At 45.4% G+C, this 23,756-nt stretch carries 23 protein-coding genes, 1 pseudogene and 1 other annotated feature (1 of these 25 only partly in view); of the genes and pseudogenes, 8 read left to right on the forward strand and 16 right to left on the reverse strand.

Features of this window, described 5'->3' with window-relative positions; all coding sequences use genetic code 11:
* Positions 1-15: 15 nt before the first annotated feature.
* On the reverse strand, positions 16-381 hold the full coding sequence (locus tag M1E06_RS15100; protein ID WP_003180659.1) for a UPF0738 family protein: 366 nt from the start codon (positions 379-381) through the stop codon (positions 16-18).
* A gap of 130 nt (positions 382-511) precedes the next feature.
* On the opposite strand from M1E06_RS15100, the gene M1E06_RS15105 reads away from it, so the two are divergent.
* From M1E06_RS15105 to M1E06_RS15125, 5 genes are all read left to right on the forward strand, one after another.
* Entirely contained in the window at positions 512-1,084 is a 573-nt protein-coding gene (locus M1E06_RS15105; protein WP_020450948.1) for a CYTH domain-containing protein, read from the forward strand.
* A 12-nt stretch (positions 1,085-1,096) separates the two neighbouring features.
* On the forward strand, positions 1,097-1,750 hold the full coding sequence (locus M1E06_RS15110; RefSeq protein ID WP_020450947.1) for a lytic transglycosylase domain-containing protein: 654 nt from the start codon (positions 1,097-1,099) through the stop codon (positions 1,748-1,750).
* 283 nt (positions 1,751-2,033) lie between these two features.
* Positions 2,034-2,432 carry a globin domain-containing protein gene (locus tag M1E06_RS15115; RefSeq protein WP_003180652.1) on the forward strand — a complete coding sequence of 133 codons (399 nt, stop codon included), beginning with the start codon at positions 2,034-2,036 and terminating at the stop codon, positions 2,430-2,432.
* Entirely contained in the window at positions 2,429-3,331 is a 903-nt protein-coding gene (gene spxH / locus M1E06_RS15120) for a protease adaptor protein SpxH (protein ID WP_003180650.1), read from the forward strand. Before M1E06_RS15115 ends, spxH begins: the two co-directional genes overlap by 4 nt.
* 411 nt (positions 3,332-3,742) lie before the next feature.
* Complete coding sequence (locus tag M1E06_RS15125) at positions 3,743-3,910, forward strand: hypothetical protein (RefSeq protein ID WP_023856663.1); 168 nt, start codon at positions 3,743-3,745, stop codon at positions 3,908-3,910.
* 57 nt (positions 3,911-3,967) lie between these two features.
* On the opposite strand, the gene pepF is transcribed toward M1E06_RS15125, so the two are convergent.
* Positions 3,968-5,797 carry an oligoendopeptidase F gene (gene pepF, locus M1E06_RS15130; protein WP_023856662.1) on the reverse strand — a complete coding sequence of 610 codons (1,830 nt, stop codon included), beginning with the start codon at positions 5,795-5,797 and terminating at the stop codon, positions 3,968-3,970.
* 212 nt (positions 5,798-6,009) lie between these two features.
* Positions 6,010-7,158 carry a competence protein CoiA family protein gene (locus tag M1E06_RS15135; protein ID WP_154059120.1) on the reverse strand — a complete coding sequence of 383 codons (1,149 nt, stop codon included), beginning with the start codon at positions 7,156-7,158 and terminating at the stop codon, positions 6,010-6,012.
* Positions 7,159-7,328: 170 nt separating this feature from the next.
* On the opposite strand from M1E06_RS15135, the gene M1E06_RS15140 reads away from it, so the two are divergent.
* Together M1E06_RS15140 and M1E06_RS15145 are read left to right on the forward strand one after the other, a co-directional pair.
* Positions 7,329-8,891 (forward strand): ATP-binding protein, encoded by a 1,563-nt coding sequence (locus tag M1E06_RS15140; RefSeq protein WP_456270546.1) that lies wholly within the window; start codon positions 7,329-7,331, stop codon positions 8,889-8,891.
* A gap of 3 nt (positions 8,892-8,894) precedes the next feature.
* Positions 8,895-9,614 carry a response regulator gene (locus M1E06_RS15145; protein WP_020450941.1) on the forward strand — a complete coding sequence of 240 codons (720 nt, stop codon included), beginning with the start codon at positions 8,895-8,897 and terminating at the stop codon, positions 9,612-9,614.
* 19 nt (positions 9,615-9,633) lie between these two features.
* Here M1E06_RS15145 and M1E06_RS15150 read toward each other — a convergent pair whose 3' ends face one another.
* The 6 genes and pseudogenes from M1E06_RS15150 to M1E06_RS15175 form a co-directional block, all read right to left on the reverse strand.
* Positions 9,634-11,139, reverse strand: coding sequence for a tripartite tricarboxylate transporter permease (locus M1E06_RS15150; protein ID WP_216904239.1), 1,506 nt, complete (start codon positions 11,137-11,139; stop codon positions 9,634-9,636).
* 22 nt (positions 11,140-11,161) lie between these two features.
* The gene (locus M1E06_RS15155) at positions 11,162-11,617 is read right to left on the reverse strand and encodes a tripartite tricarboxylate transporter TctB family protein (protein WP_025811638.1); all 456 of its coding nucleotides are present in this window, start codon (positions 11,615-11,617) and stop codon (positions 11,162-11,164) included.
* 102 nt (positions 11,618-11,719) lie between these two features.
* Positions 11,720-12,736, reverse strand: a complete 1,017-nt coding sequence (locus M1E06_RS15160) for a tripartite tricarboxylate transporter substrate binding protein (protein WP_223254839.1) — start codon at positions 12,734-12,736, stop codon at positions 11,720-11,722.
* A gap of 221 nt (positions 12,737-12,957) precedes the next feature.
* On the reverse strand, positions 12,958-14,262 hold the full coding sequence (locus M1E06_RS15165) for a glycosyl hydrolase family 8 (RefSeq protein WP_095323655.1): 1,305 nt from the start codon (positions 14,260-14,262) through the stop codon (positions 12,958-12,960).
* Between the two features lie 237 nt (positions 14,263-14,499).
* The gene (mecA, locus tag M1E06_RS15170) at positions 14,500-15,138 is read right to left on the reverse strand and encodes an adaptor protein MecA (protein WP_003180627.1); all 639 of its coding nucleotides are present in this window, start codon (positions 15,136-15,138) and stop codon (positions 14,500-14,502) included.
* Positions 15,120-15,245: pseudogene (locus tag M1E06_RS15175) on the reverse strand (hypothetical protein). The gene mecA and the pseudogene M1E06_RS15175 overlap by 19 nt, the downstream one beginning before the upstream one ends.
* Positions 15,246-15,423: 178 nt before the next feature.
* On the opposite strand from M1E06_RS15175, the gene M1E06_RS15180 reads away from it, so the two are divergent.
* Positions 15,424-16,086 (forward strand): TerC family protein, encoded by a 663-nt coding sequence (locus tag M1E06_RS15180; protein ID WP_095323656.1) that lies wholly within the window; start codon positions 15,424-15,426, stop codon positions 16,084-16,086.
* Positions 16,087-16,116: 30 nt separating this feature from the next.
* On the opposite strand, the gene spxA is transcribed toward M1E06_RS15180, so the two are convergent.
* The 7 genes from spxA to M1E06_RS15215 all read right to left on the reverse strand — a co-directional run bounded on the left by spxA (position 16,117) and on the right by M1E06_RS15215 (position 23,082).
* The gene (gene spxA, locus M1E06_RS15185) at positions 16,117-16,512 is read right to left on the reverse strand and encodes a transcriptional regulator SpxA (RefSeq protein WP_003180621.1); all 396 of its coding nucleotides are present in this window, start codon (positions 16,510-16,512) and stop codon (positions 16,117-16,119) included.
* Between the two features lie 177 nt (positions 16,513-16,689).
* Entirely contained in the window at positions 16,690-17,268 is a 579-nt protein-coding gene (locus M1E06_RS15190) for a GNAT family N-acetyltransferase (protein ID WP_003180619.1), read from the reverse strand.
* Positions 17,269-17,497: 229 nt separating this feature from the next.
* Positions 17,498-18,421: an ABC transporter ATP-binding protein gene (locus M1E06_RS15195; protein WP_026579902.1), complete on the reverse strand. Its 924-nt coding sequence runs from the start codon at positions 18,419-18,421 to the stop codon at positions 17,498-17,500.
* Position 18,422: 1 nt separating this feature from the next.
* Positions 18,423-19,490 carry an ABC transporter ATP-binding protein gene (locus M1E06_RS15200; protein WP_020450934.1) on the reverse strand — a complete coding sequence of 356 codons (1,068 nt, stop codon included), beginning with the start codon at positions 19,488-19,490 and terminating at the stop codon, positions 18,423-18,425.
* Positions 19,491-19,503: 13 nt separating this feature from the next.
* Positions 19,504-20,421 (reverse strand): ABC transporter permease, encoded by a 918-nt coding sequence (locus M1E06_RS15205; RefSeq protein WP_020450933.1) that lies wholly within the window; start codon positions 20,419-20,421, stop codon positions 19,504-19,506.
* 4 nt (positions 20,422-20,425) lie between these two features.
* Positions 20,426-21,361, reverse strand: a complete 936-nt coding sequence (locus M1E06_RS15210; RefSeq protein ID WP_020450932.1) for an ABC transporter permease — start codon at positions 21,359-21,361, stop codon at positions 20,426-20,428.
* A gap of 95 nt (positions 21,362-21,456) precedes the next feature.
* Positions 21,457-23,082, reverse strand: a complete 1,626-nt coding sequence (locus tag M1E06_RS15215; protein ID WP_020450931.1) for a peptide ABC transporter substrate-binding protein — start codon at positions 23,080-23,082, stop codon at positions 21,457-21,459.
* Between the two features lie 461 nt (positions 23,083-23,543).
* Positions 23,544-23,756, forward strand: a binding site (T-box leader); it runs 9 nt beyond the window's last position.

Genomic DNA, 23,756 nt, shown 5'->3' on the forward strand with positions numbered 1-23,756 from the left:
TCATCGCCTTTTTTTCTAGAGGAATATCCGTTTCACTCTCTCTTCCATTTCTTCGCCATAATTTGCATTATCTTTAATATTCTCTATTAAATATCCGAGCTCATCATGGAACCCGTTAAGCTCCAGCTCCGTGTTTCCGATATGTAAAAACACAGGAAGATTGGCGTCGAGGGCCGCTTTAAGATCGGACCAGATGCCTTCGTTTAAAATGACGTATTCAAAGGAATCGTCCTGTTCAAGTATGTATACAAATGCAAAATGATCGGAGTCTGTCAGCATGCGTCCGGCCGGTTTCCGCTCCGCTCCGTCATTGATTTCGCTGGTCAACACCAGCCGGTCGTTTCGCAGATTGGCTTCTGTAATCTCAATTCTGTTCTGCATAATGCTCTCCTTTACAATAAAAGTACAGATTCATTTTATCATATCAGCTTCAATATTGATAAACGTTCCTTCTCAAGAGATAATAAGGAAAATGCAATTTTACCAGCTGAGAGGATGAAAAAATTAAAGAATGAGCCAGGAACTTGAAATCGAATTTAAAAATATGCTGACAAAAAAAGAATTTGAGAAAATCAAATCATATTATCAATTTACTTCCGAGCAATTTGTTATACAAAAAAACCATTATTACGATACGTCCTCCTTTTCTTTAAAAGAAAAAGGAGCGGCTTTAAGAATTCGCGAAAAACAGCAGCGATATGTACTGACATTAAAAGAGCCGGCACCTGTAGGTCTGATGGAAACCCACCAGGAGCTGACCGGGAATCCCGAATTTGAAACGTTCACGATTCCGCATGGACCGGTATACGATCGCCTGAAGCGCCTCGGCATTCAACCGGACGAGCTCATCCTTTTCGGAACGCTTGCAACAAGCCGTGCAGAAAAAAAATTGCCGCAGGGCTTAATTGTTTTGGATCACAGCCGATACTTAATGGTAGAAGACTTTGAAGTTGAATTCGAAGTGACAGACTATGAACGCGGAAAACGGGATTTCTCTGAACTGCTGAAATCGTTCGGCATCCCTGAGCGTGAAACCAAAAATAAAATCGTCCGATTTTATGAACAAAAACTTAAAGATCAATAAGGTGGGAAAACAATGAACGTCAACCATTTGGCCGCCCTCTTGGAACTCCAGGCGATACGGTCGTTTTATCCGGCTTCAGACAGCGGTCCCGAAGATGCTGGTTTTGATTTCAGCTCGATTTTAAACCAATATTTAAGCAATGTCGGCGGTTTGGAGTCTTCACAGCCCGCGGTTGTTCCGGCCGTGTCGACAGGGTCTCAGCTCCAGGCGCCGCTGACAGCCGAAAAGCCTGCGGCAATTGCGGCCGTCCCATCTGCCGCAGCGAAACCCGTCTCTTTCGGCGGCCAAAATCAGAGCATTGACCAGATCATCAAAAACGCCGCAGAAAAATACGGAGTCGATGAGAAGCTGATTCATGCCGTCGTCAAGCAGGAATCGCGCTACCAGGAAAAAGCGGTCAGCCCGGCCGGCGCCATGGGCCTGATGCAGCTCATGCCGTCAACGGCGAAAGCGCTTGGCGTGAATAACGCTTTTGACCCCGTACAAAATATAGAAGGCGGAACAAAATACTTAAAGCAGATGCTCGATAAATACAGCGGGAATGTGAACCTCGCATTAGCGGCCTACAATGCCGGACCGGGAAATGTCCAAAAATACGGAGGCATTCCCCCTTTTAAAGAAACGCAAAATTATGTAAAAAGAATCACCTCAAATTACTATGCTTAAGCCGGAAAGGACGCTTTCCGGCTTTTTTTGTCCTCATTTACTTCCTCTTTGATCCTCCCGGTATTAAAAATACACATTTAAGAAGCGAATATGATATGATATTTGAAACAAAATCAGCGATTTTCGCCCGCAGGCAGAAGTCGGTTTGTTTGTAGAAATGGAACGAGGTTGCTAAAATAAGTATATACAATCGTGAAATAATAAATGATGCACAAGATAAATATTTTTTTGCGATAGGAATCGGTATATTTTCCTATTAGCCATATTAAAAGGAGTAGTCAACATGGGACAATCGTTTAACGCACCTTATGAAGCGATTGGAGAAGAGCTTCTATCGCAACTTGTTGATACTTTTTATGAGCGTGTAAAGCGGCATCCGCTGCTCTACCCGATTTTTCCGGACGACTTAACGGAAACGGCAAGAAAACAGAAGCAATTTTTAACGCAATATTTAGGCGGTCCGCCGCTTTATACAGAAGAACACGGACACCCGATGCTGAGGGCGCGGCACCTGCCGTTTCCAATCACACCGGAACGGGCGGACGCATGGCTTTCGTGTATGAAAGAGGCAATGGATCATGTCGGTTTAAAGGGCGAAATAAGGGAATTTCTTTTTGAAAGGCTGACATTGACAGCCAGACATATGGTAAATCAGCCTAAAATGGAGGATGGTTCACATTGACACTAAATCAGCGTGACCAATTTTTCTCCCATTGCCATGGACATCCGCAAAAACCGATGGAAATTTATATGTTTGTCGACCCTTTGTCTCCTGAATGCTGGGCTTTGGAGCCGGCGATCAAAAAGTTGAAAATCCGCTACGGCCGTTTTTTCACACTAAGGATCATCGCCGCATGCAGCATCACAGCGCTGAACGTTCAGAAACGTAAAAAGCACCGCCTCGCAGAGGCATGGGAAAAGATCGCATGCAGATCAGGCATGTCTTGTGACGGGACGCTCCTGCATGACAAAGCGCTCTCCGCACCATACCTCGCTTCACTCGCTTTAAAAGCGGCGGAACTGCAAGGCAGAAAAGCAGGGCTGCAGTTTTTGAGATGCATGCAGGAAAGCCTGTTTCTCAATCGGCAGGATATCACCGAAGAACAGGTGCTGCTGGCGATCGCAGAGCATACACAGCTCGATCTGGAGGAATTTAAAAGGGATCTTCATTCGCAGAGCGCCGTGAAAGCCCTGCAATGCGATTTGAAAATCGCTGCCGAAATGGAAGTGGCATCTGTCCCGACTCTTACGTTTTTTAACAGTCTCCGCGAAGGAGAAGGCTTAAAAGTAACCGGAAATTATTCATACGAGATTTACGAAGAAGTATTGTTTGAGATGCTCGGCGATGAGCCGAAGCCTTCGCAAACACCTCCGCTCGAACTTTTTATCGAATACTTTCAATTTGTAGCCGACAAAGAAATTGCCGTCGTTTACGACTGGACGCTGGAAGAGGTGGAACGGGAAATGAAAAAGCTCGCGTTCGCCCGCAAAGTCGAAAGAGTGGAAGCGAAACACGGCATGTTCTGGCGCTATATAAACGGACATCATGATGCTGGACCGCTTTATCAATGCGAAAAATAGCACGGGTTTCTCCCGTGTTTTTTTTTGCGCTAAAACGAACGCACGTTCCTTTTTGAAGCAGTAAGAAACCGCGCCGGGATAAGCGCGGTTTCTAATTATGTCTTAACGACAACAAAGGGGATGGGAGAAATTTTTCACGGTCAAACAAAGGGGTAAATGTTTGTTTGTGATCAATTTCACATCTTTATAATATCAAATCATGTCGAGTTTTGACAACTGATTTCATTAGTTTTCACATTTTTGTCACAAAAACATAAAAGATAGATGTCAATCATATGATCAAAGTAACAAAGAAAACGAGCCCGCCGCACGTTGCCATACCGCGATTTATGCGAACTGGCGCCCGGTTTTGCTGCCTTTTTGCGCATCGTCTCCCCCTGTGAAATTTTATCAGTCCTTAGGAGGGTTTTTATGCTTCAGATCATTTTAGGACTTGCATCAATATTATTTTTTTTCGTCTTGAATATTTTAGGTTTGATGAATATGTTTCCCCTTTATATTACGTCCCCTCTCTTATTTATATCAATCCTTTTTACGCTCAGCCGCCTCAACCACCGCAAAACATTTAAAGGTTTTTGACCTCATCGCGAACAAGGCTGCCGGTATGACCGGCAGCCTCTTCTATATACTCGCCTATTATGAATGATTGACTTTTTGCAAAAGTTCTTCCATTTCGTTCAGCTGCTCTTCAAACTTTTTGCACGCAGCTTCGATCGGCTCCGAAGATGTCATATCAACACCGGCTTTTTTCAGCACTTCAATCGGATAATCCGAGCTACCCGCTTTCAAGAACTCAATATAGCGGTCAACAGCCGATTTGCCTTCTTTTAAAATCTGCTGACTGAGTGCCTGAGCTGCACTGAAGCCTGTCGCATACTGATACACATAATAATTGTAATAGAAATGCGGTATTCTTGACCACTCAAGACCGATTTCCTTATCAATCTCAATATTGTCACCGAAATATTTCTTATTCAAATCATAGTAGATGCTCGTTAACAGCTCAGGTGTCAGCGGTTCCCCTTCCTGGGCTTTGCTATGGATCTCATGTTCAAATTCGGCAAACATCGTTTGTCTGAAAACCGTTCCTTTGAAGCCTTCAAGCATATGATTCAAAATGTAGAGCCGCTGTTTTTCATCGTCGATTGTATTCAGCAAGTATTCTCCCAAAAGTGCTTCATTCGTCGTAGAAGCTACTTCGGCTACGAAAATGCTGTAGTTTCCGTACGGGTAAGGCTGATATTTTCTCGTATAGTAGCTGTGCACGGAATGGCCGAATTCATGGACGAGCGTAAACAAATTATTGACGTTGTCCTGCCAGTTCATCAAAATATACGGATTTGTTCCGTAAGTTCCTGAAGAATAAGCGCCGCTTCGTTTTCCTTTGTTTTCATACACATCGACCCAGCGGTTGTTCAAGCCTTCTTTCAGGATGGATGAATATTCTTCCCCTAAAGGCGTCAAACCTTTTAGCATATAGTCCTTGGCCTGCTCGTAGGTAACTTTCATTCCAGAGTCCTTTACCAGCGGAGTATACAGGTCATACATGTGTACCTCATCAAGCTCAAGCACTTTTTTTCTAAGCTCAACATAGCGGTGAAGAAGCGGGAGATGCTTGTTGATCGTGCTGACAAGATTGTCATAGACTTCTTCAGGAATGCTGTTTCGCGACAAAGCAGCTTCCCGCGCCGATTTATAATGTTTAACCTTCGCATAAAAGTTGTCTTTTTTCACAGCTCCGCTGAGCGTGGAAGCGAGCGTGTTTTTAAAGCGGCCGTATGTTTCGTAAACCGCCTTGAATGCCGCGCGGCGGACATCGCGGTTCTCGCTTTCCAAAAAGGTGACATAATTGCCGTGTGTGAGCTGTACCTTTTCTCCATTTTCATCGGTGATCTCCGGAAATTCCATATCGGCGTTATTCAACATGCCGAACGTGTTGGAAGAAGACGAAAGAACATCAGACGCTTCGGCCAAAATCCCTTCCTCCTCCTCGCTCAGTACGTGAGGACGCTCTTTATTGATTTCTTCGAGAGCATGCGAGTAAAGCTTTAACTCCTCTTTTTCCAGCAGGAACTGCTGAAGCTTTTCTTCCTGAATCGATAGTATTTCCGGCACCATGTAGGCCGTTGCGCTCGCTGCCTGGGTATAGAGGTTGGCCGCTTTATCATTGAGACCTTGGTAAAAAGAATTTCCAGTATCCTGATCATAGCGCATGTGAGCGTAAGTATACAGCTTCCCGAGACGCTCCATCACCTTATCCTGATAAGTCAGCGCTTCATATAGATCATCGGCGGAATGGCCGAGCCTGCCCTTGAATTCGGAAAGCTTGGGCAGCAGTTCTTTAACGGCTTGAAATTCCTCGCTCCAAGCATCATCTGACGGGAAGATATCCTCAAGTCTCCACGTGTCTTCTTGCTTCACCTCTTCTCTTGAAGGCAGTTTCTTCGATTTTTTTTCTTCAGCCACTGTCAATCCCCTCGCTTTCTTTACTCCAAGTCCATTGTTGTCCAATAAACTTGTATTGTGTTTATCTTCTGTTTTTTCACCGTCTTTTGTCAAATCATATGCGAAAAAAAAGACGCAAAATCCCGCCGTTAAAAAATAAAATACATATCTTTTGATCTGAAACAGCCCGGACACCACCTTCCTTTCTTTAGGTTGAACGAAAGGCTTGATAATCATTCGGAAAAATAATGTTCATCCCTTTTTAACAGCGCCTCCAGCCGCGGCTCCGGAGCAACAGGACCCGCGGAATAATAAAATTCCTCTTTCCTCTCCAAAAATCCTTTTTTATGCAAAAAACAAATATATTCACAAACGGCATCAGCAGCCGTTTGCTGCCCGCTCCATCTCAGCTTCAGCCTTTTGCCCTTGACGAGCCAGTCCATATAATGAACCGCAGACTGCAGGCGAAACGTATCATGCTTCGTTATAAATAAGAAAAGGTACCCTTGCCACACATAAACCGGGTGGGCAAAAATATAGCCTGACGGCACCGGGAGAAAGACTTCTGAGGGGAAAAACGGGAGATGGAGCCGGTACTTTTCATAAAAGAGCTCGGCCATCTGCTTCGCTTCTTTTGATAAAAAACGCACGGTCGACATTCGAAAGCTGCGGATGTTTTCTTTCCAACCTTTAAGCTGGAGAGGCGAACAGTTTTCCCATGCGGTTAAATCATGCCAGCCTGCTTCAGCAAGTGGGAGAAAACGCAAGGATGCGGATGTTTTGTTTGTTTGAAAGGGAATCAAGTGTTCGAGGATGATGAAAGCCTTTTGTTCGGGGCAAAAAAACAGGAGCTTAGGAGGCTTATCCCTTTTCTGAGCGAACTGCCAGTGAAACCCTGAAAGCTGAAAAAAACTCCTCGCCAAGCGTCTTACCCGGTTACCGCCCAGAATCCACAACGGCTCGATTCCCAGTTTGAGAAAGCCGTCCGTTCTTTTTCGGTACGCTGCCGCATCGAGATTCGCACATTGAAATTCAACTGCAACCTGGCGGGTTCCGTATTCCAGAAGCAAATCGGGCCTTTGTCTGATCTCTTGCAAATACGGTTCAAGCACCGGGCGGAAGCCTTGTCTGCCGAGCCATTCGTACAACAGCCGTTTTCCTTTCAGGTGATAGGAGCTCTCCGGTTCATGAGGCACCGGACATGCTGCACCCGGCTTATGAGCGAAGTGTGGGAGCTTGACGGCACCGACTTTCAGGTCGAGTTCACACCGGCAAACCGGACAGTAAAATAAATGTCGTTTTCTCAATCGCTTGAGATCTTCGGTTTTGTATCCGTCGGCAAGACAGATGATCTCTTCTTGATCGATCATTGCACTGAACATATTGTCTCTCTCCTTCCTGTTTGATCAAGTATTCAACATGCGCGGAAGCTTTCCTTTTTTTGAAAACGCTTCAAATTCAGGCTGATTTTATATAAAGTAGTATTATAGAACTCGAAATTTTTAGAAAAGGAGTTTTTGACATCAAACGGAAGCTGACCACCAAGCTTACATTGCTGATTCTCACCCTGCTATTCATCTTGCTTTCTGTTATGAGCGGCCTCTATTTAATCATTTTAGAAAATTCGTTAAAAACACAAATTCAAGCCAGAGCGCTCGATATGGCGAAAACGCTCGCCCAGATGCCTTCCGTCCAGGAAGCCTTTGAAACGGACGATCCGTCCCGAATCCTTCAGCCAATTGCAGAAAACGCGAGAAAGCAGTCCGGTGCGCAATACATTGTGATCGGCTCGGCGGATGCGATTCGCTATGCTCATCCGGACCCGGGAAAAATCGGCAAACCGATGGTCGGCGGAGACAATCAGCGCGCTCTTGAAAAAGGGGAAGCATATATTTCGGAAGCCGTCGGCACGCTTGGCCCAGCCATCAGGGGCAAAGCCCCGATCCTTCATGAAAACGGCAAAATCGTCGGAATCATCTCAGTCGGTTTTTTAAAAGAAAATATTCAGGATACCGTCTCTCAATATCAGACAAAATTAATATTTTTATTAGGATTTGTCGTGCTGATGGGGGTTTTGGGAGCCGTCTATATTTCCCGCAATGTCAAAAAGTCCATTTTCGGTCTTGAACCTTATGAAATTAATCAATTATATACTGAAAAACAGGCGATTACAGAATCTGTGCACGAGGCCTTGATCGCCATCAACAAACATGAAGAAATCACGCTCTTGAATAGAAAAGCGTGTGAGCTCCTTCGCGTCGAAAGCGAAGATCAGTGGCTCGGCAAACCGATTTCCGAGCTTCTTCCAGATACGCTGCTCCCCGAAGTGATGAAAACGAAAACGGCGCAAAAAGATCAGGAATTAACGATCGGAAATGAAGAATTAATCGTCAACAGAGTGCCGATTTTCGAAAACGAAAAAATCCGCGGGGCCGTTGCAAGCTTCAGGAGAAAGACGGACATTGACGAACTCTCCAAAAAGCTGGCGCAAACTTCGCAATACGCGGAAGGTCTGAGAGCCCAGACCCACGAATATTCAAACAAGCTGAACACAATCGCGGGACTGATCCAGCTGGAAAGCTATTCTGAAGCGCTCGAATTGATCCAAAAAGAGAACAAAAGCCATCAGGAAATGCTGCGATTTCTCATCCATTCGATTCCTGATCCGCTTCTTTCCGGGTTGCTGCTGGGAAAGGTCAACCGTGCAAAAGAGCTGCACATCAACCTGGAAATCGATGAAAGCTCAAAATTGGACGCTTTGCCGGACGAAATGGACAAAGGCAAATTCATTACGATTTTAGGAAATTTGATTGAGAATGCTTTTGACGCCGTTTCCCACAAAAAAGACCGCAGCATCCTTGTCTTCTTGTCAGACGGGGGAGATCACATCTTAATTGAAGTCGAAGACTCGGGAGACGGTATTCCCGAGGGGGAACAGGAGCGGATCTTTCAAAAGTTTTATTCGACAAAAGCGGCTAATCACCGCGGTCTCGGCCTCTTTTTAGTTAAAGAAGCCGTCAATGCGTTAAACGGACAAATCAAAGCGGATAAAAGCGACCTTGGCGGAGCATTGTTTACTGTCGTGATACCAAATAGAGAAACGCTGGGGGACTGACCTATGAAAGCATTACAAGTGTTTATCGTGGAGGATGACATCAGGAACGCTGACATACATCAAAAACTGATCAGCAAAATTGAAGGATTTTCTGTTATTGGAATCGCAGAAAATTTTCAAGATGCAAAGGATTTGCTTCCGGACGTGAAGCCCGACCTTGTCCTGCTCGACATTTTTCTGCCGGACGGCTCAGGCATGGAGCTTCTCTGGCTGATCAGACAAAAGCTCAGACATACAGACGTCATGATGATTACGGCGGCGAAAGAAGTTGAGTATGTCGAACAGGCGATTCGCGCGGGAGCCGTCGATTATTTGATCAAGCCGATTATGTTTTCCAGGCTGAAAGAAACGCTGTTAAACTATCGGTCCTACCGGCTCAAGGTAAATGAAATGTCTTCAATCGATCAGACAGACGTTGACAGCTTGATGGCAAAAAGGCGAAGCATCATGAAAGAAAAACAAACCGCTGAAGCCGATTATCCGAAAGGAATCGACGGCCTGACGCTGAAAAAAGTAGCCGGCGTTTTAAACAAAAGCGAAAACAGCGATGGCATCACCGCCGAAAACCTCGGGCGCACCATCGGTGTCAGCCGGACGACCGCAAGGCGCTATTTAGAATTTTTAGCTGCGGAAAAGCATGTAAAAACAGAACTTTTCTATGGAACCGTCGGACGTCCCGAACGCCGCTACAAGCCTGTGAAAAATGAAAGTCCGGAAACGTAGCGTTCCGGACATCAAAAGCTCAGCCTTCCAAATCGATCGACTTTTTATTTTTGTTCTTCATTGCCCGGGAAATCGGCGGTACGATGAGCGACAAAAGAGCCGTAATCAATAAACCGATTGTGACGGGACTTTCAAAAAACACGGACAGGCTTCCTGATGACAGCGTCATCGCTTGTCTAAACGATTCTTCCATCAAACTTCCGAGAATAAAAGCTAAAATAAACGGAGCCGCCGGAAAAGACAGCACTCTCATAAAATACCCGAGGATTCCGAAGAACACCAGAATATAAAGATGCACGACATTAAATGTCACAGCATAGACGCCGATCAGGCAGAAAACAAATATGAGCGAAATTAAAAGCTGCTTCGGAATCAGAAGAATTTTTGACAAGAAAGGAATTAACGGCAAATTTAAAATCAGCAGAAATAAATTGCCGATATACATGCTTGCGATCACGCCCCAGAACACGTCGGGATGATCCGTCAGCATGAGCGGTCCCGGCTGAACGCCGACGACCAAAAGGGCGCCGAGCAGGACGGCCGTTGTTCCTGATCCGGGAATCCCGAGTGTCAGAAGGGGTACGAATGCGCCGCTCGTTGCCGCATTGTTCGAAGTCTCAGGTGCTGCGACCCCTTTGATATTTCCCTTGCCAAACGTTTCAGGATGTTTTGAGATTCTCTTCTCTGTAATATAAGAAATAAATGATGCAATTGTCGCCCCTGCACCGGGCAGGATGCCGAGCAAAAATCCGATGACCGAATGCCTTGCGATCGGTCCCGAAATCTCTTTCATTTCGCTTTTCGTCACCTTCAGGCTGCCGACCTGAGACGCTCCTTCCGTCATCGGCTTGTTCCGCGTCTTGATCAAGAACGCAACTTCAGCAAGTGCAAACAAACCAAGAGCCACGATCAGAAAATCGATGCCTTCCAGAAGGCTTGCCACACCGAATGTAAACCGTTCGGTCCCCGTCTGCGGATCAATCCCGATGGTAGCGGTCATAAAGCCCAATGTCGCAGAAATCAGCGCCTTGACTGTCGATCCTTCGGAAAGGCTTGAAATTGCCACCAAGCCGAGCATCATCAATGCAAAATATTCTGTCGGTCCAAATGTCACCGCAATGTTTGCCATTGTCGGTGCGACGAGCATCAGCGCAACTACGGTGATCGTTCCGCCTGCAAAGGAGCAAATTGCAGCGATGGCAAGGGCTTTTCCCGCTTTCCCCTGCTTTGCCATCGGATAGCCGTCAAACGATGTTGCGACAGTGCCCGCTACTCCGGGGGCATTTAACAGAATCGATGACGTCGAACCGCCAAAGACCGCTCCGTAATAGACACCCGCCATCAAAATTAACGCGGAGGCCGGGTCCATTCCGTAACTTAACGGGATCATAATGGCAATCGCAGTGATCGGCCCAAGCCCGGGCAGCATCCCGATAACCGTCCCGATCAGCACCCCGATAAAAGCGAACATGATATTCTGCGGAGTCAGCGCCACCTGAAATCCGTATAATATACTATCTAACATGCACTTTCCTCCTTATGTTCGATTAAAAAGGCATAACCCCCTGCGGAAGCATGATGTTGAGCACATAGTTGAATGAAAAATAAATTGTGCCGCTGAAAATCAGTGAAACGAGCGCAGCCGTTGTCCAATTTCGATATCCCAACACCGCGGGCAAAACGATCAGCAGCATTACCGTAGAAAGCAAAAATCCGATGAATTCCAAAATCGAAATGTAGATCAACAGAGAAGCAACACAGAGCATCATGACCTTGACGTCTTTTTTCTTCAGCTGAAACAGCTTTTTCACCGTTGTATCTTTTTGATCTTTTTCAAAAAACAGAAATACACCCAAAATGAGAAGCAATATGCCTAAACTTTTCGGCAGCACGTCCGCATCGATCACCGCGTACGGATAGCTGTCTAAATTAAAGCTGAACGCCAGGTAAATGGCTGCCACAGCCAAAATGATGACAGAAACGGCCCGGTTTGTGATTCTCATGGTTTACACCAGCCTTTCTCGATTTCAGCTTGCCGGTCGCCGGCTGTGCCGGGCAAAGCTTTTAAGTCGCTTTCCCATACCGGCAACCGCGCGGAGACCATTTTATTTGCCACCCAATCCGATATCATCAAGGAGCGCTTCCATTTCTTTATATTGAGCGTCAAGATAGTCTTTGAATTCTTGATGGCCCATAAACTTATCCGTCCATCCATAGCTGTCCCGAATCGATTTCCAGCTGTCTTTTTCCATCATCTCTTTGATTTTTTCTTCATAATATTTTACGGCGGACTCGCTCATTCCCGGAGGTCCCATAAATCCTCTCCAGACCGTAAATTCATCATCGATTCCCTGCTCTTTTAAGGTCGGAAAATCTTTGACCGTATCTCCTTTCATGCGTTCGGGAGCGGTGATGGCCAGCACTCTGACTTTTCCGGCGCGCGCCTGTTCGGCCGCTTCACCGACACCCGTCGAGTAGACGTCGGCTTTTTTACCGAGCAGCATGCTCATCCCGGCGCCGTCTTGCGCCGTAATGTATTTCAGCTCTTTCGCATCAACGCCAGCCTTTTGAACAGCGCTGACAAATTGCATGTGGTCCATGCTTCCCGGAGAAGAAGTCCCTACAATAGAGGCTTTTTTCGGATCTTTTTTCAGCGCATCCACAAGATCTGTCATCGACTGATAAGGCGAATCTTTATGAACGACAAACGCTCCGTAGTCGGCAATCACGCTTGCGATCGGCGTAAAATCATTGTGACCGTACTGGGATTGTCCGTTTAAAGGCACGAACAAAATCGGCGGAGATGTAACAAACAACGTATGGTTATCACCTTTTTTGCGGTGGACATACGACCATCCCGACGCTCCCCCGCCGCCCGGTTTATTGACGACAGCCATCTTTTCAATCAATTTTTCTTCACCTAAAATTTTCGAGATCGTTCTGGCCGTTGTATCCCATCCCCCGCCGGCTCCGGCAGGCGCAACGACCTCAATTGCTTTCGAAGGTTTAAAGTCTTTTTCGTTCGCGGCTTTATTTGAAGCCGTGTTTCCGCCGCATCCTCCCAAAATCAGCGCAAACACAAGCAAAATTGTAAAGCCGTAACATCTACCCCTCTTTGTCATGTTGTGCTCCCCCTTCATTGTAATCGCTTTCATTATAGCTTCCCCGACTTTTCGTGCACAGTTTAACTGCATAATATTCTTTTTGTTCATAAAGTTCACAAAAATCTTCCTCAAATAGAGATGTAATTTTTGTTAAAGGATAATTATGGGATCAACTTCTGACCAATTAAAAACCCCTCTCCGGAGAGAAGGGTCAGTCTTTCAATTTGATATTACATTTTTTAAGGAAGGTACATCGCAAATTTGCCGTTTGCCACAAGGCTGTTCAGCATGTAAAGACATGATCCGTAATAATCTTCTGGAATATATGTGCTGTTAAACGCATTGGCAAATCCCGTCCTTAATAATGCATCGCTTGCTGCAGTCGCGCCGCCCGCATTGGCGGCGATCAGGCCAACCGGGCTTCCTTTTTTGACGGCCGTCCCATTCAGCGTATATTCATGGGCCGTTCTCCCGTAGTTTTCCCGTTTCATAAACGTCAAGAACTTGTTAACCGCTTTTTGCTCGCTGGCGCGATATGCGTTATCTGCCGAGGACCAAAGTGTATGATCCATAGCGATATGAGATACCGTCCGCCAAGCATCATAGCTGAAATTTCGGTCTGTTTCCGTTGAGGAATGAGCCGCATCGCTTACGCCGTCAAAGCCGGCTTCATCGGGAAACAGCCCTGTGGCCGCATTGGTGACGGTTGATCCGTTATTTAACACGCTTTTAAACGTTGTTTCTGACAAGTATGTTCGAGATTTGTTTGCTGCATCTTTCCAAAAATACTGCTGGCTGCTTCTGGCGCTTTTAGCGAACAACTCGAAAAAAGCAGGAACATGGTAGGATGGGTCCGTCCAATTGACATAAGGGCCGAATCGAACCATCGCATAGCGCTGATCCTTGCTGTTTTTAATAAACACTCGCGATTCCTTACCGGTGTTGGCGTATTCTCCATCACCGGCCAAAGCGTCAAGCATGTCTTGAGCCCGCTCTTTGTAATCGTACGGGTATTTTTTATCTCCCCAGCGGCCAGATGCCATCATGAGCGCTGCCGCAAACCAGACCTCGCCGTCAGATGCAACATTCTGATCAATGGTTTGCACGTCTGAGCCGTTCGTTTTCATATGCCAGCTATGGTAGCCGTACAAACTGTCGCTTCTGTCGGAATGGCGCATATATTTACGGACGAAATCCCACAGCTTTTGGAACTTATACTCATCATTCATTTGCAGCGTAATCATCATCCCGTAACTCATACCCTCTGTTTTGACGCTGTAGTAGCCATTTCCCAGGTTATCGTCCGTCGTCGAAGCGATATAAGCTGAACCGTCCTTCATATAATGAAACAGCGATCCGCCTTTACCATCGCCTTTTGTATCAAAGTATTTTTTATAGGCCTGATTCAAATTGTTTTTACCCGTTGTTCCGAGAATATCCGGAGTCTTGGAATGTACGGCTGCCATGGCTGTTTGAGAATAAGCGGCACAAAAACATGTTAAACCAATAAAGACAGCCATGATCCATTTTAAACTTTTTCGCATCAAATCAATCTCACCTTTCAAAATTTGTCATAACACCAATCCATCTTAATCAATGAAACTGGAAGTGTATAGATCAGATTGACCCTATTTGGTTTGGTCCGAAATGATCGTTTTCTTTTGAAAGTGGTGAGCCGTTTGAAAGATGTAGAGCGGGAGGAGGGAAGTTGTGGAGAATTGAAGCTCTTTGTTATATTTGTTCCAGAAAGTTAAAGCCGGCTTCAAAAGAAACCGGCTTTTTTATGCGAAGTGCTTTTTTATTGTATGAAGAGCATGATCCGCTGCAATCAGTGTTCCATACTCTTTCAGCATATGAATCGTCGTCTTTGATTCTGAGGCATACTCCAGCAGAATGCTCAGCTGGTTTTCCACCTCTTCATCAGGCAGTTCACTGAAATCCACGAATAAATAGTAGCGGTTTTCATGAGAGTACAATGTCGTTTGGCAGCCGCTGATAGACATTTTTGACAGTGAGATTAAATCCTCAAAATCGTCAAACTTTAAAACAAACTGCAGTTTCTGCTCTTCTGCCTGCTCTTCTTTTTGAAAGTCGTCAAGCAAAGCATCAAGGCTTTCTTCTGCTACATGCTGTTTTTTATCTTCAGGAATCGGCAGTTCCAGCTTTTGTCCGTCTTTGGACAGCTGAGCTCTTGTCACAATGATTTCCAATCCCTTATCAAGGGCCTGCACTTGAATCCAAAGGGGGCCTTCAACGGCAAACTCTTCTTCTTCGTGCACTTCGTCCATCATTTCCCAAAAAAGCTCTTCACTGCGTTCTCGATTGTACCAAATTTCTTCTCTGTCAAACCCGCGGTCTTCGATATCACCGTAGGAAATATAAAACTTAACCGTATGTTCGTTTATTCTTTCGATTTCCATTTGCCAACCTTCCCTTCTTTGTAAGATGTTGAAGGGATAACTAAGCTCCCAATTAATTGTACTTTACTACACTTTACCCATTACGTCCACTTCTTAACCTTATCCATAATCAATCTTTATTTTCTATTTTATGATAAAAAAGGCGGAAAAGAAATAAAAACGCCTTCAAAGCCAAGCTAACATATTTTCCGGCCTGCTTCATATAATAGTTGTACAAGCAGCAGCTGTAGAAGCGGGTGCCTTTTAGGCAAGTCCCGATGCAAAGGCAAAGCGAGGTGCCAGTTGATGGAACACGATGTACTGATGTCGTTCCTTGTGATCATCGGAATCGATCTCATACTTGGCGGCGACAACGCTGTTGTGATTGCAATGGCAAGCCGTCATTTGCCTCCACGGCAAAGACAAAAAGCGATCATCATCGGCACATTGATCGCCATCATGATGAGAATCGCGCTAACAATGGCAGCAGTGTACCTGCTCGCGGTTCCTTATCTGCAATTTATCGGAGGAATCTTCCTGTTGTACTTAGGATATCAGCTTTTGATTGAGAAAAAAGATGCCCAGCATGTCAAAGGCGGGACATCTTTATTTAAGGCGATCCGTATCATCGTGATTGCCGATTTGTTCATGTCGCTCGATAATGTGATTGCGGTCGCTGGAGCTTCTCACGGACGCCTGATGCTAGTCGTTGTCGGCTTGATGGTCTCCGTCCCGGTCATCATTTGGGGCAGCAGGCTGATTCAAGCGGCCCTTGCAAAGTTTCCGCTCTTCATATACGCGGGAAGCGGACTGCTCGCTTATACCGGCGGCGAAATGATCGTCAGGGAGCAGGAGTTGTCTTCCTTTATGGCGCAGCACAGCACCCTCGAAATGCTGCTGCCCGCCCTGACGGTGATTTTTGTGATTCTAGCCAGTATTTATTATGAACAGACGAGTGAAAAGCATTAAAAAAAGAAGGCTGAAAAATTCAGCCTTCTTTTAGTTTGCGAGACGCTGCGCTTCACGAAGCTGGAATGTGCGCACTTTGCGCGGCAGGAAGCGGCGGATTTCGTCTTCGTTGTATCCAACCTGCAGGCGCTTTTCGTCAATGATGATCGGACGGCGCAAAAGGCCCGGATGTTCATTGATGAGCTGGTACAGCTCTTGAAGCGGCATTGTTTCAAGGTTGACGTTCAATTTTTGGAACACTTTGGAACGGGTTGAAATAATTTCGTCTGTTCCGTCCTCCGTCATTCGTAAAATCTCTTTTATTTCATCAATTGATAAAGGCTCTGAAAAAATATTTCTTTCCGTATACGGAATATCATGTTCTTCTAACCATGCGCGCGCCTTTCTGCAAGACGTGCAGCTTGGGGATGTATATAATGTAACCATATTGCTTCACTCCTTAAAAAGTAGAATGAAATTAGCGTATTCTTAAATTGAAATAAATCTAAAAAAGTAATCTTTATTGAGTATTATACTATAAAAAAGTAAGTGTGAACAGTCTGTAACAGAAATTTTTTGACAATCCAGCGACTTTTGCTTTTTTATGCCATCTGTTATTCTCATTTAGCTCAATTCATCGAAAATGTTCTTTTGTTTATGATCGTCAACAATCGTAAGGACGTCATCCACATCTTCATAAGATTCTCCATACCACTTCTCATCTTTGTATGTATGGATTTTTTCGTACGTTTCTTTCATCGCGTCAAACACTTCCTTCTCTGTGTTTGATTTTGGAGACCAATACAAAATCTCCATTTTGTTCACTTTGCCGGTTGCGAGTGACCGGCGACGGTAACCAATCGACTCAGCGTGTTTAAAGTTTTCCTTTTGATAAAATTTAAGACGTTTCGCCGTATCGGCATCATCTTCATCCACGGGCTCGACTTCGAGGAGGATCGGTTTGTTTTTCTTTTTCAGCTTCTCAATCAGCTTGGAACCAAGTCCCTGTCCTCGCGCGTCTTTAGAAACGAATAAATAGTCGATGAAAATAAAAGAGTCGAATTCGGCGTACATCAACACATGATGACGGCCTTCTTCTTTATGGTAAATATCGTTTTGTTCCTTTAACAATGCTTCCATGTGCTCTTTTGATTTCATTTCTTCAATTGGGAAATACTCGCTAAGCTTCTCATACCAGTTCATTGATTTGCTCCTTATGGATGTTCTAATTTCACACTTTAGATATACCCGCTTTCTTTTTAGTTTAAACAAAATCTTTTTAGAAAGGAGCTTCAGTGAAGCTGAGCATGTTACCTACATATACTAAGACGGTTGTCTCCCGCGAAGGTTTCAAATTTTTTCTCAAAAAATTGCCGGCGGTTGTTCGGCATAAAAAAAAGACAGCCTTGTGACGGCTGTCTTCCTGCTTCGTTTATTTGGATTGATAGGCTTTAAATTCTTCCTCTGTACACATGACGAAATGGCCGGGCTTTACTTCGCGAAGCTCCATCTGTTCGTCGCCTTTCAGCTGGTGTACGCTTGGATCATACGTCTTCCGCACGCGCGTACGCTCATAATCCGGATCAGGGAGCGGAATGGCGGAAAGCAATGATTGTGTATACGGGTGAAGCGGATTTTCATACAGTTCATCTGCCGGCGCCAATTCAACAAGCTTCCCAAAATACATGACGCCGATCCTGTCGCTGATATATTTGACCATCGACAGATCGTGAGCGATGAAAAGGTATGTAAGCCCTCTTTCCTTTTGCAAATCCTTCATTAAATTGACGACTTGCGCTTGAATGGACACGTCCAGAGCGGAGATCGGTTCATCGGCAATGATGAATTCCGGTTCGACCGCAAGCGCCCTTGCGATTCCGATCCGCTGGCGCTGTCCGCCGGAAAATTCGTGCGGATAGCGGTTCGCGTGCTCTTTATTTAAGCCGACGAGTTTGAGGAGTTCATGAACGCGCTCAAGCCGCTCTTTTTTCGTTTTGGCCAAACCGTGGATGTCAATTCCTTCTGCGATGATATCGGCAACCGTCATCCGCGGATTCAAAGAAGCATATGGGTCCTGAAAAATCATCTGCATCTTCCGGTTGAATTCGAGAAGGTCCTTGGCAGACTTTTTGTCGTGGACATTCTTTCCCTTAAACAAGACTTCTCCGGAAGTCGCTTGATACAAACGAATGATCGAACGGCCGGTCGTCGACTTTCCGCAGCCGGATTCACCGACAAGACCGAGCGTTTCTCCTTTGTAAATGTCAAAAGAGATTCCGTCAACAGCTTTCACAATCCCTTTCGGCGTTGAAAAGTGCTGTTTTAAATTCTTGATTTCGAGCAGTTTTTCTGCCACATCATTCACCTTCTTTCACTTCAACCGGTTTTTCATACTGATTTTTAAACTCCTTCATCTTGCTTTTGACAGCTGCCGGCGGCTCGACTTTTGGAGCGTCCGGGTGCAAAAGCCATGACTTCACATAGTGTGTATCAGATATTTTAAACATCGGCGGTTCTTGTTCAAAATCGATTTTCATTGCGTAAGGGCTTCTTAATGCAAAAGCATCGCCCTTCGGCGGATTGGTCAAATCAGGCGGAGACCCCGGTATCGCCATTAATTCTTCATCACCATCGTTGTCAAGGCTCGGCATTGATGCCAACAGCCCCCATGTATACGGATGCTTCGGGTTGTAGAAAATCTCGTCGACCGTACCGATCTCCACAATTTGTCCCGCGTACATGACGGCGACTCTGTCTGCGACATTCGCGACAACGCCGAGATCGTGCGTAATAAAAATGATGGATGTCTCGATCTTTTTCTGCAATTCTTTCATCAGCTCTAAAATCTGCGCCTGAATCGTCACATCAAGAGCTGTCGTCGGTTCGTCCGCGATTAAAAGCTTTGGATTGGCTGCAAGCGCCATCGCGATGACGACGCGCTGCCGCATCCCGCCGCTGAATTCGTGCGGATACTGGTTGACGCGGCGTTCAGGCATCGGAATTCCGACCAGGCTGAGAAGCTCTACCGCCCGCTTATTGGCCTCTTCTTTTGAGATCTTTTCATGCTTAAACAGCACTTCTGTGATTTGACGGCCGACTTTCATCGTCGGGTTCAAAGAAGTCATCGGATCCTGAAAGATCATGCCGATCTCTTTTCCCCTGATTGACTGCATTTGTTTTTCCGTTTTCGGAACCAGATCTTGTCCGTCAAATAAAATTTGTCCGTTTTTAAAATAGCCCGGCGGCATCGGAATCAGTTTCATAATCGCCTGCGAAGTGACGCTTTTGCCTGATCCGGATTCTCCGACGATCGCAAGCGTCTCTCCTTTGTCAACATGAAAGTTGACGCCGCGGATCGCCTGTACTTCTCCGGCGTATGTTTTAAAAGAAATGGCTAAATCTTTCACTTCAAGTAAGTGTTTCATCTTTCTCACTCCTTTATTTACGCAGCTTCGGATCTAAAGCGTCGCGCAGTCCGTCGCCGATAACGTTGAATGCAAACATGGTCAGACAGATAAAAGTAGCCGGGAAGAACAGGCGCCATGGGTAATATTCCAATCCCTGCACACCGTCTGTAGCCATCGTTCCCCAGCTTGCAAGCGGCTGCGGAACCCCGAGGCCGAGGTAGCTTAAAAACGCTTCATAGAAAATAGCCGTAGGCACGGTTAATGTCATGGTGACCAAGATCGGGCTCATAATGTTGGGCAGCAAGTGCTTTCTGATGATGCGCGAGTTTTTCGCTCCCAAAGTTCTTGAGGCGAGCACAAACTCCTGATTTTTGAGCTGGAGTACTTGTCCACGGACGATTCTTGCCATGTTGATCCATCCCGTAATAACCATCGCGACGATCATCGTGATCAAGCCTTTTCCCATCACTACGAGCAGCAGGATCGTCATTAATAAGGAAGGAATCGCCCATAAAACATCTGCAATTCTCATCATAATTTCGTCAGTACGTCCGCCTCTGATGCCTGATATCGCACCCCATATCACACCGATCAAAACGTCGATCAGCGCGGCAGCCAGTCCGATTGTCAGCGAGATGCGTGCGCCGACCCATGTACGGACGAATACGTCCCTTCCAAGGTCATCTGTTCCAAACCAGTGCTCGCCGCTCGGCGGCTGGTTCGCATTCGTTAAATCCGTTTCTTCATATTGAAAGCTTGAGAATACCGGCGCGAAAATAGCCATCAGAGCGATCAGGATCAGAACCACCAGTCCAAACAGCGCCAGCTTGTTTTCTTTAAATCTCAAGAATACGTCTGTCCAAAATGAAAGGTTTTTCTTTGAGATCTTTTCGGCTTCGCTATGGTCAACAGCTGCAGGTTCAAACATGTCTTTTGGTATTTGCTGCATCCTATTACTCCCCTTTCTTAGCGCCAAACAGTTTAATGCGCGGATCAATTAAGCCGTATAAAAGATCGACAATCAAGACGCAAAGCAGCAAGATTGCCCCGAAGAAGACGGTAACACCCATGATCACCGTGTAGTCTCGGTTCGTAATGCTGGTGACAAAGTGCATGCCGAGTCCCGGTATACCGAATACTTTTTCGACGACAAACGTTCCTGTCAAAATGGACGCCGCCATTGGCCCCATATATGTAACAACCGGCATGATGGCATTTCGTATCGCATGCTTAAACGTAACGGCCGGTGTGCTCAAACCTTTTGCACGTGCCGTGCGGATATAGTCGCTGCTCAACACTTCAAGCATGCTCGAACGCGTCAAACGGGCGATAAACGCCATCGGCATCGAGGCGACTGCGATGGCAGGAAGCACAGTATGTCCCCATGACTCCCATTGTGCGACAGGGAACATGCCCAGCTTCATTGCCAGCACGTATTGAAGAAGTGCAGCCATGATGAAGTTCGGAACAGAGATCCCGACAACCGCAATGATCATCGCTGTGTAGTCCTGCCACTTGTTTCGCTTCAGCGCGGCGATCACGCCAAACAATACGCCGAAAGCGAGCGCAAGGCAAATCGCTTCCAATCCAAGTGTAAAAGAAATCGGAAAACCTGAGCTGATCAAGTCGTTCACAGTTTGTCCCTTATATTTAAATGACGGCCCGAAATCCCACTTTGCTACCGATACTAAATAATCGAGATATTGTTTAAAAAGAGGCTGGTCTAAACCATAGTAGGAATTGAGACTGGCTTCAATTGCAGGGGGAAGTTTCCTCTCGCCTGAAAAGGGTCCGCCCGGTATCGCTCTCATCAGGAAGAAGGTAGCTGTGACGATAACCCAGAGAGAAATTAACATATAAACAAGACGACGGCCTAAAAATTTAATCAATTTTACACACCTCCGAATATTCAGTCTATTAACTTCTTTTCATAAATAAAAGTATATGGGGGGAAAGTCTAAGCCCCATATACTTTCATGCAATTTTATTCAAAATGCGCGGTTTTGAAATAGATCTCACCAGTACCAGTTAGAACAAAGTCTTTTAAGCTTTCATCATGAAGATACGGCATTGTGTAGAAGTAGATCGGTGCGACCGGCAGCTCATCCATGATGATGCTTTCTGCTTCTTTCATCAGCTCGATGCGTTTCGCTGAATCAGTTTCTCTCGATGCTTTATTCAGCAGCTCTTTATACTTTGCGTTTTCCCAGTTCGTATCATTGTTTCCGCCTTCTTTGTCGCGGTATGTTTCAAGGAAGTTCATTCCGTCGTTAAAGTCGGCGGTCCAGCCTAAACGGCCGATTTGATAGTTTCCTGCATGGAGCTTATCGATGTATACGTTCCATTCTTCATTGCCTAATTCGACATCTAAGCCCAGTTCCTTGTTCCACATTTCCTGAACGGCTTGAGCGATTTTTTGGTGTGCTTCATCCGTGTTGAAGGAAAGCGTGATTTTCGGAAGGTCTGACGCTTTTTTCAAACCGAGCTCTTTCAAACCTTTTTCCAAGTATTCTTTCGCTTTATCAACATCATGGTCTTTGAAATAGCCTTTATTTGACTCAAAGCCGTGGACTGCCGGCGGCACTAATCCCATCGCAGGCAGCTGTTCCGCTTGCGTGATGTTTTTGACGATCGCTTCGCGGTTGATCGCGTATGTCAGCGCCTTACGGATGTTGACATTGTTCAGCGGAGCCGCTTCAGTGTTGAATTTGTACAGGTAAACCGATGCGAACGGATCAATGTTCAGGCCTTCTTTTTTCAGGCTTGGAATCGCATCCGTTGAAATCTGGTCAAGCGGCTGTCCTACAAAGTCTAGCTCGCCTTTTTTGTACATGTTCAGACCAGTGTTCGGATCGTTGACCATCGCCATATTGATTTTCTTCAGCTTAACAGCGTCTTTATCCCAGTACTGGTCGTTTTTCTCCAGTACGATGTTTCCGCTGTGCTTCCATTTCGCCATTTTGAAAGGTCCGTTAGATACGTAGTTCTCATCTGCGTTTGTGTACCATTTCGCATTCTTCTCTGCTACCTTTTTATTGACTGGCATATATGTGTAGAATGCTGTCAGTTCAGTAAAATACGGTGTCGGTTTTTCAAGCTCGACTTTTAAAGTCTTATCATTAACAGCTTTAACGCCGACATCTTCAATTTTCCCTTTGCCGGTGTTCGCTGCTTCTCCGCCTTTTAAGTAGTAAAGCTGATACGCATATTGCGATTCGTTTTTAGGGTCGAGCGCCCATTTCCATGCGTATTCAAAATCCTCTGCTGTTACAGGATCTCCATTTGACCATTTCGCGTCGCGGAGCGTGAATGTGTATGTTTTTTGGTCGTCGCTGACTTCGATTTTTTCGGCTGCCGCTTCAACCGGCTTTCCATCTTTACCGATTGTCGTCAATCCTTCAAAAGTCTGACGAAGCACGTTTGCAGACACCGAATCGTTTGCGAGTCCCGGATGTAGTGAAAACGGTTCTGTTTTAATGTTGACATTTAATGTGTCTTTCCCTTTGCTGTCTTTTTTACCGCCGTCACCGGAGCTTGAGCCGAAGCCGCAGGCGCTGAGGACGAGTGTGAAAATGAGCATTAAACTGATAAATGACAAACGCTTCTTCAAAGAGAAACCCCCCCAATTTCTTGTTTTTTTAGTTCCTTACTCCTGAACATTCAGATTTATCATAAAAAAGTAATAGGCCCACTTGCCATACTTTTTCCTCTGTTTCGTCTTTTCTGAATATTTGTTATGTAAGAAACCTGTAACACCGAGGTGAACAAATTCATTATAATTAATAGAATAATTTATTGCAATATTAATTTTCAATTATTTTTTTATTCAAACTATTTATGATTGTCAGGTTTTCTGCCAAATGTACAAATACACTTCTCTGTTTTAAAGCGTAACCACATTAAAAGGAAAGTTTATGTTTTACAGGTTAAAACGTTTTACACGTATAACATTAACCATTCTTTATATCGAACCAGATGCCGCCGCGCCAACTTTATTCAGCCCGGTATTCGTTTTCTTTTCCCCAAGGCTGTCGACTTTCATTTAAAATTTATATATAATAAAATTATGAATAACATGCGATGAAGAAGAAGAGTACACATTTCTTCCCATTTAAAGAGAGTCCGCGGTGCTGGGAGCGGATAATGGCGAATGTGGAATGGGCTTCGGAGCAGCTGACCGAACACGGATAAGTAGGCTCAGCCGGAGAAGACTCCGTTACAAACGTCTAAAGCGATTTCATTTTGACCATAATGAAATAATCAGGGTGGCACCACGGTTCATTC

The organism is Bacillus sp. AK124, from assembly GCF_053903085.1.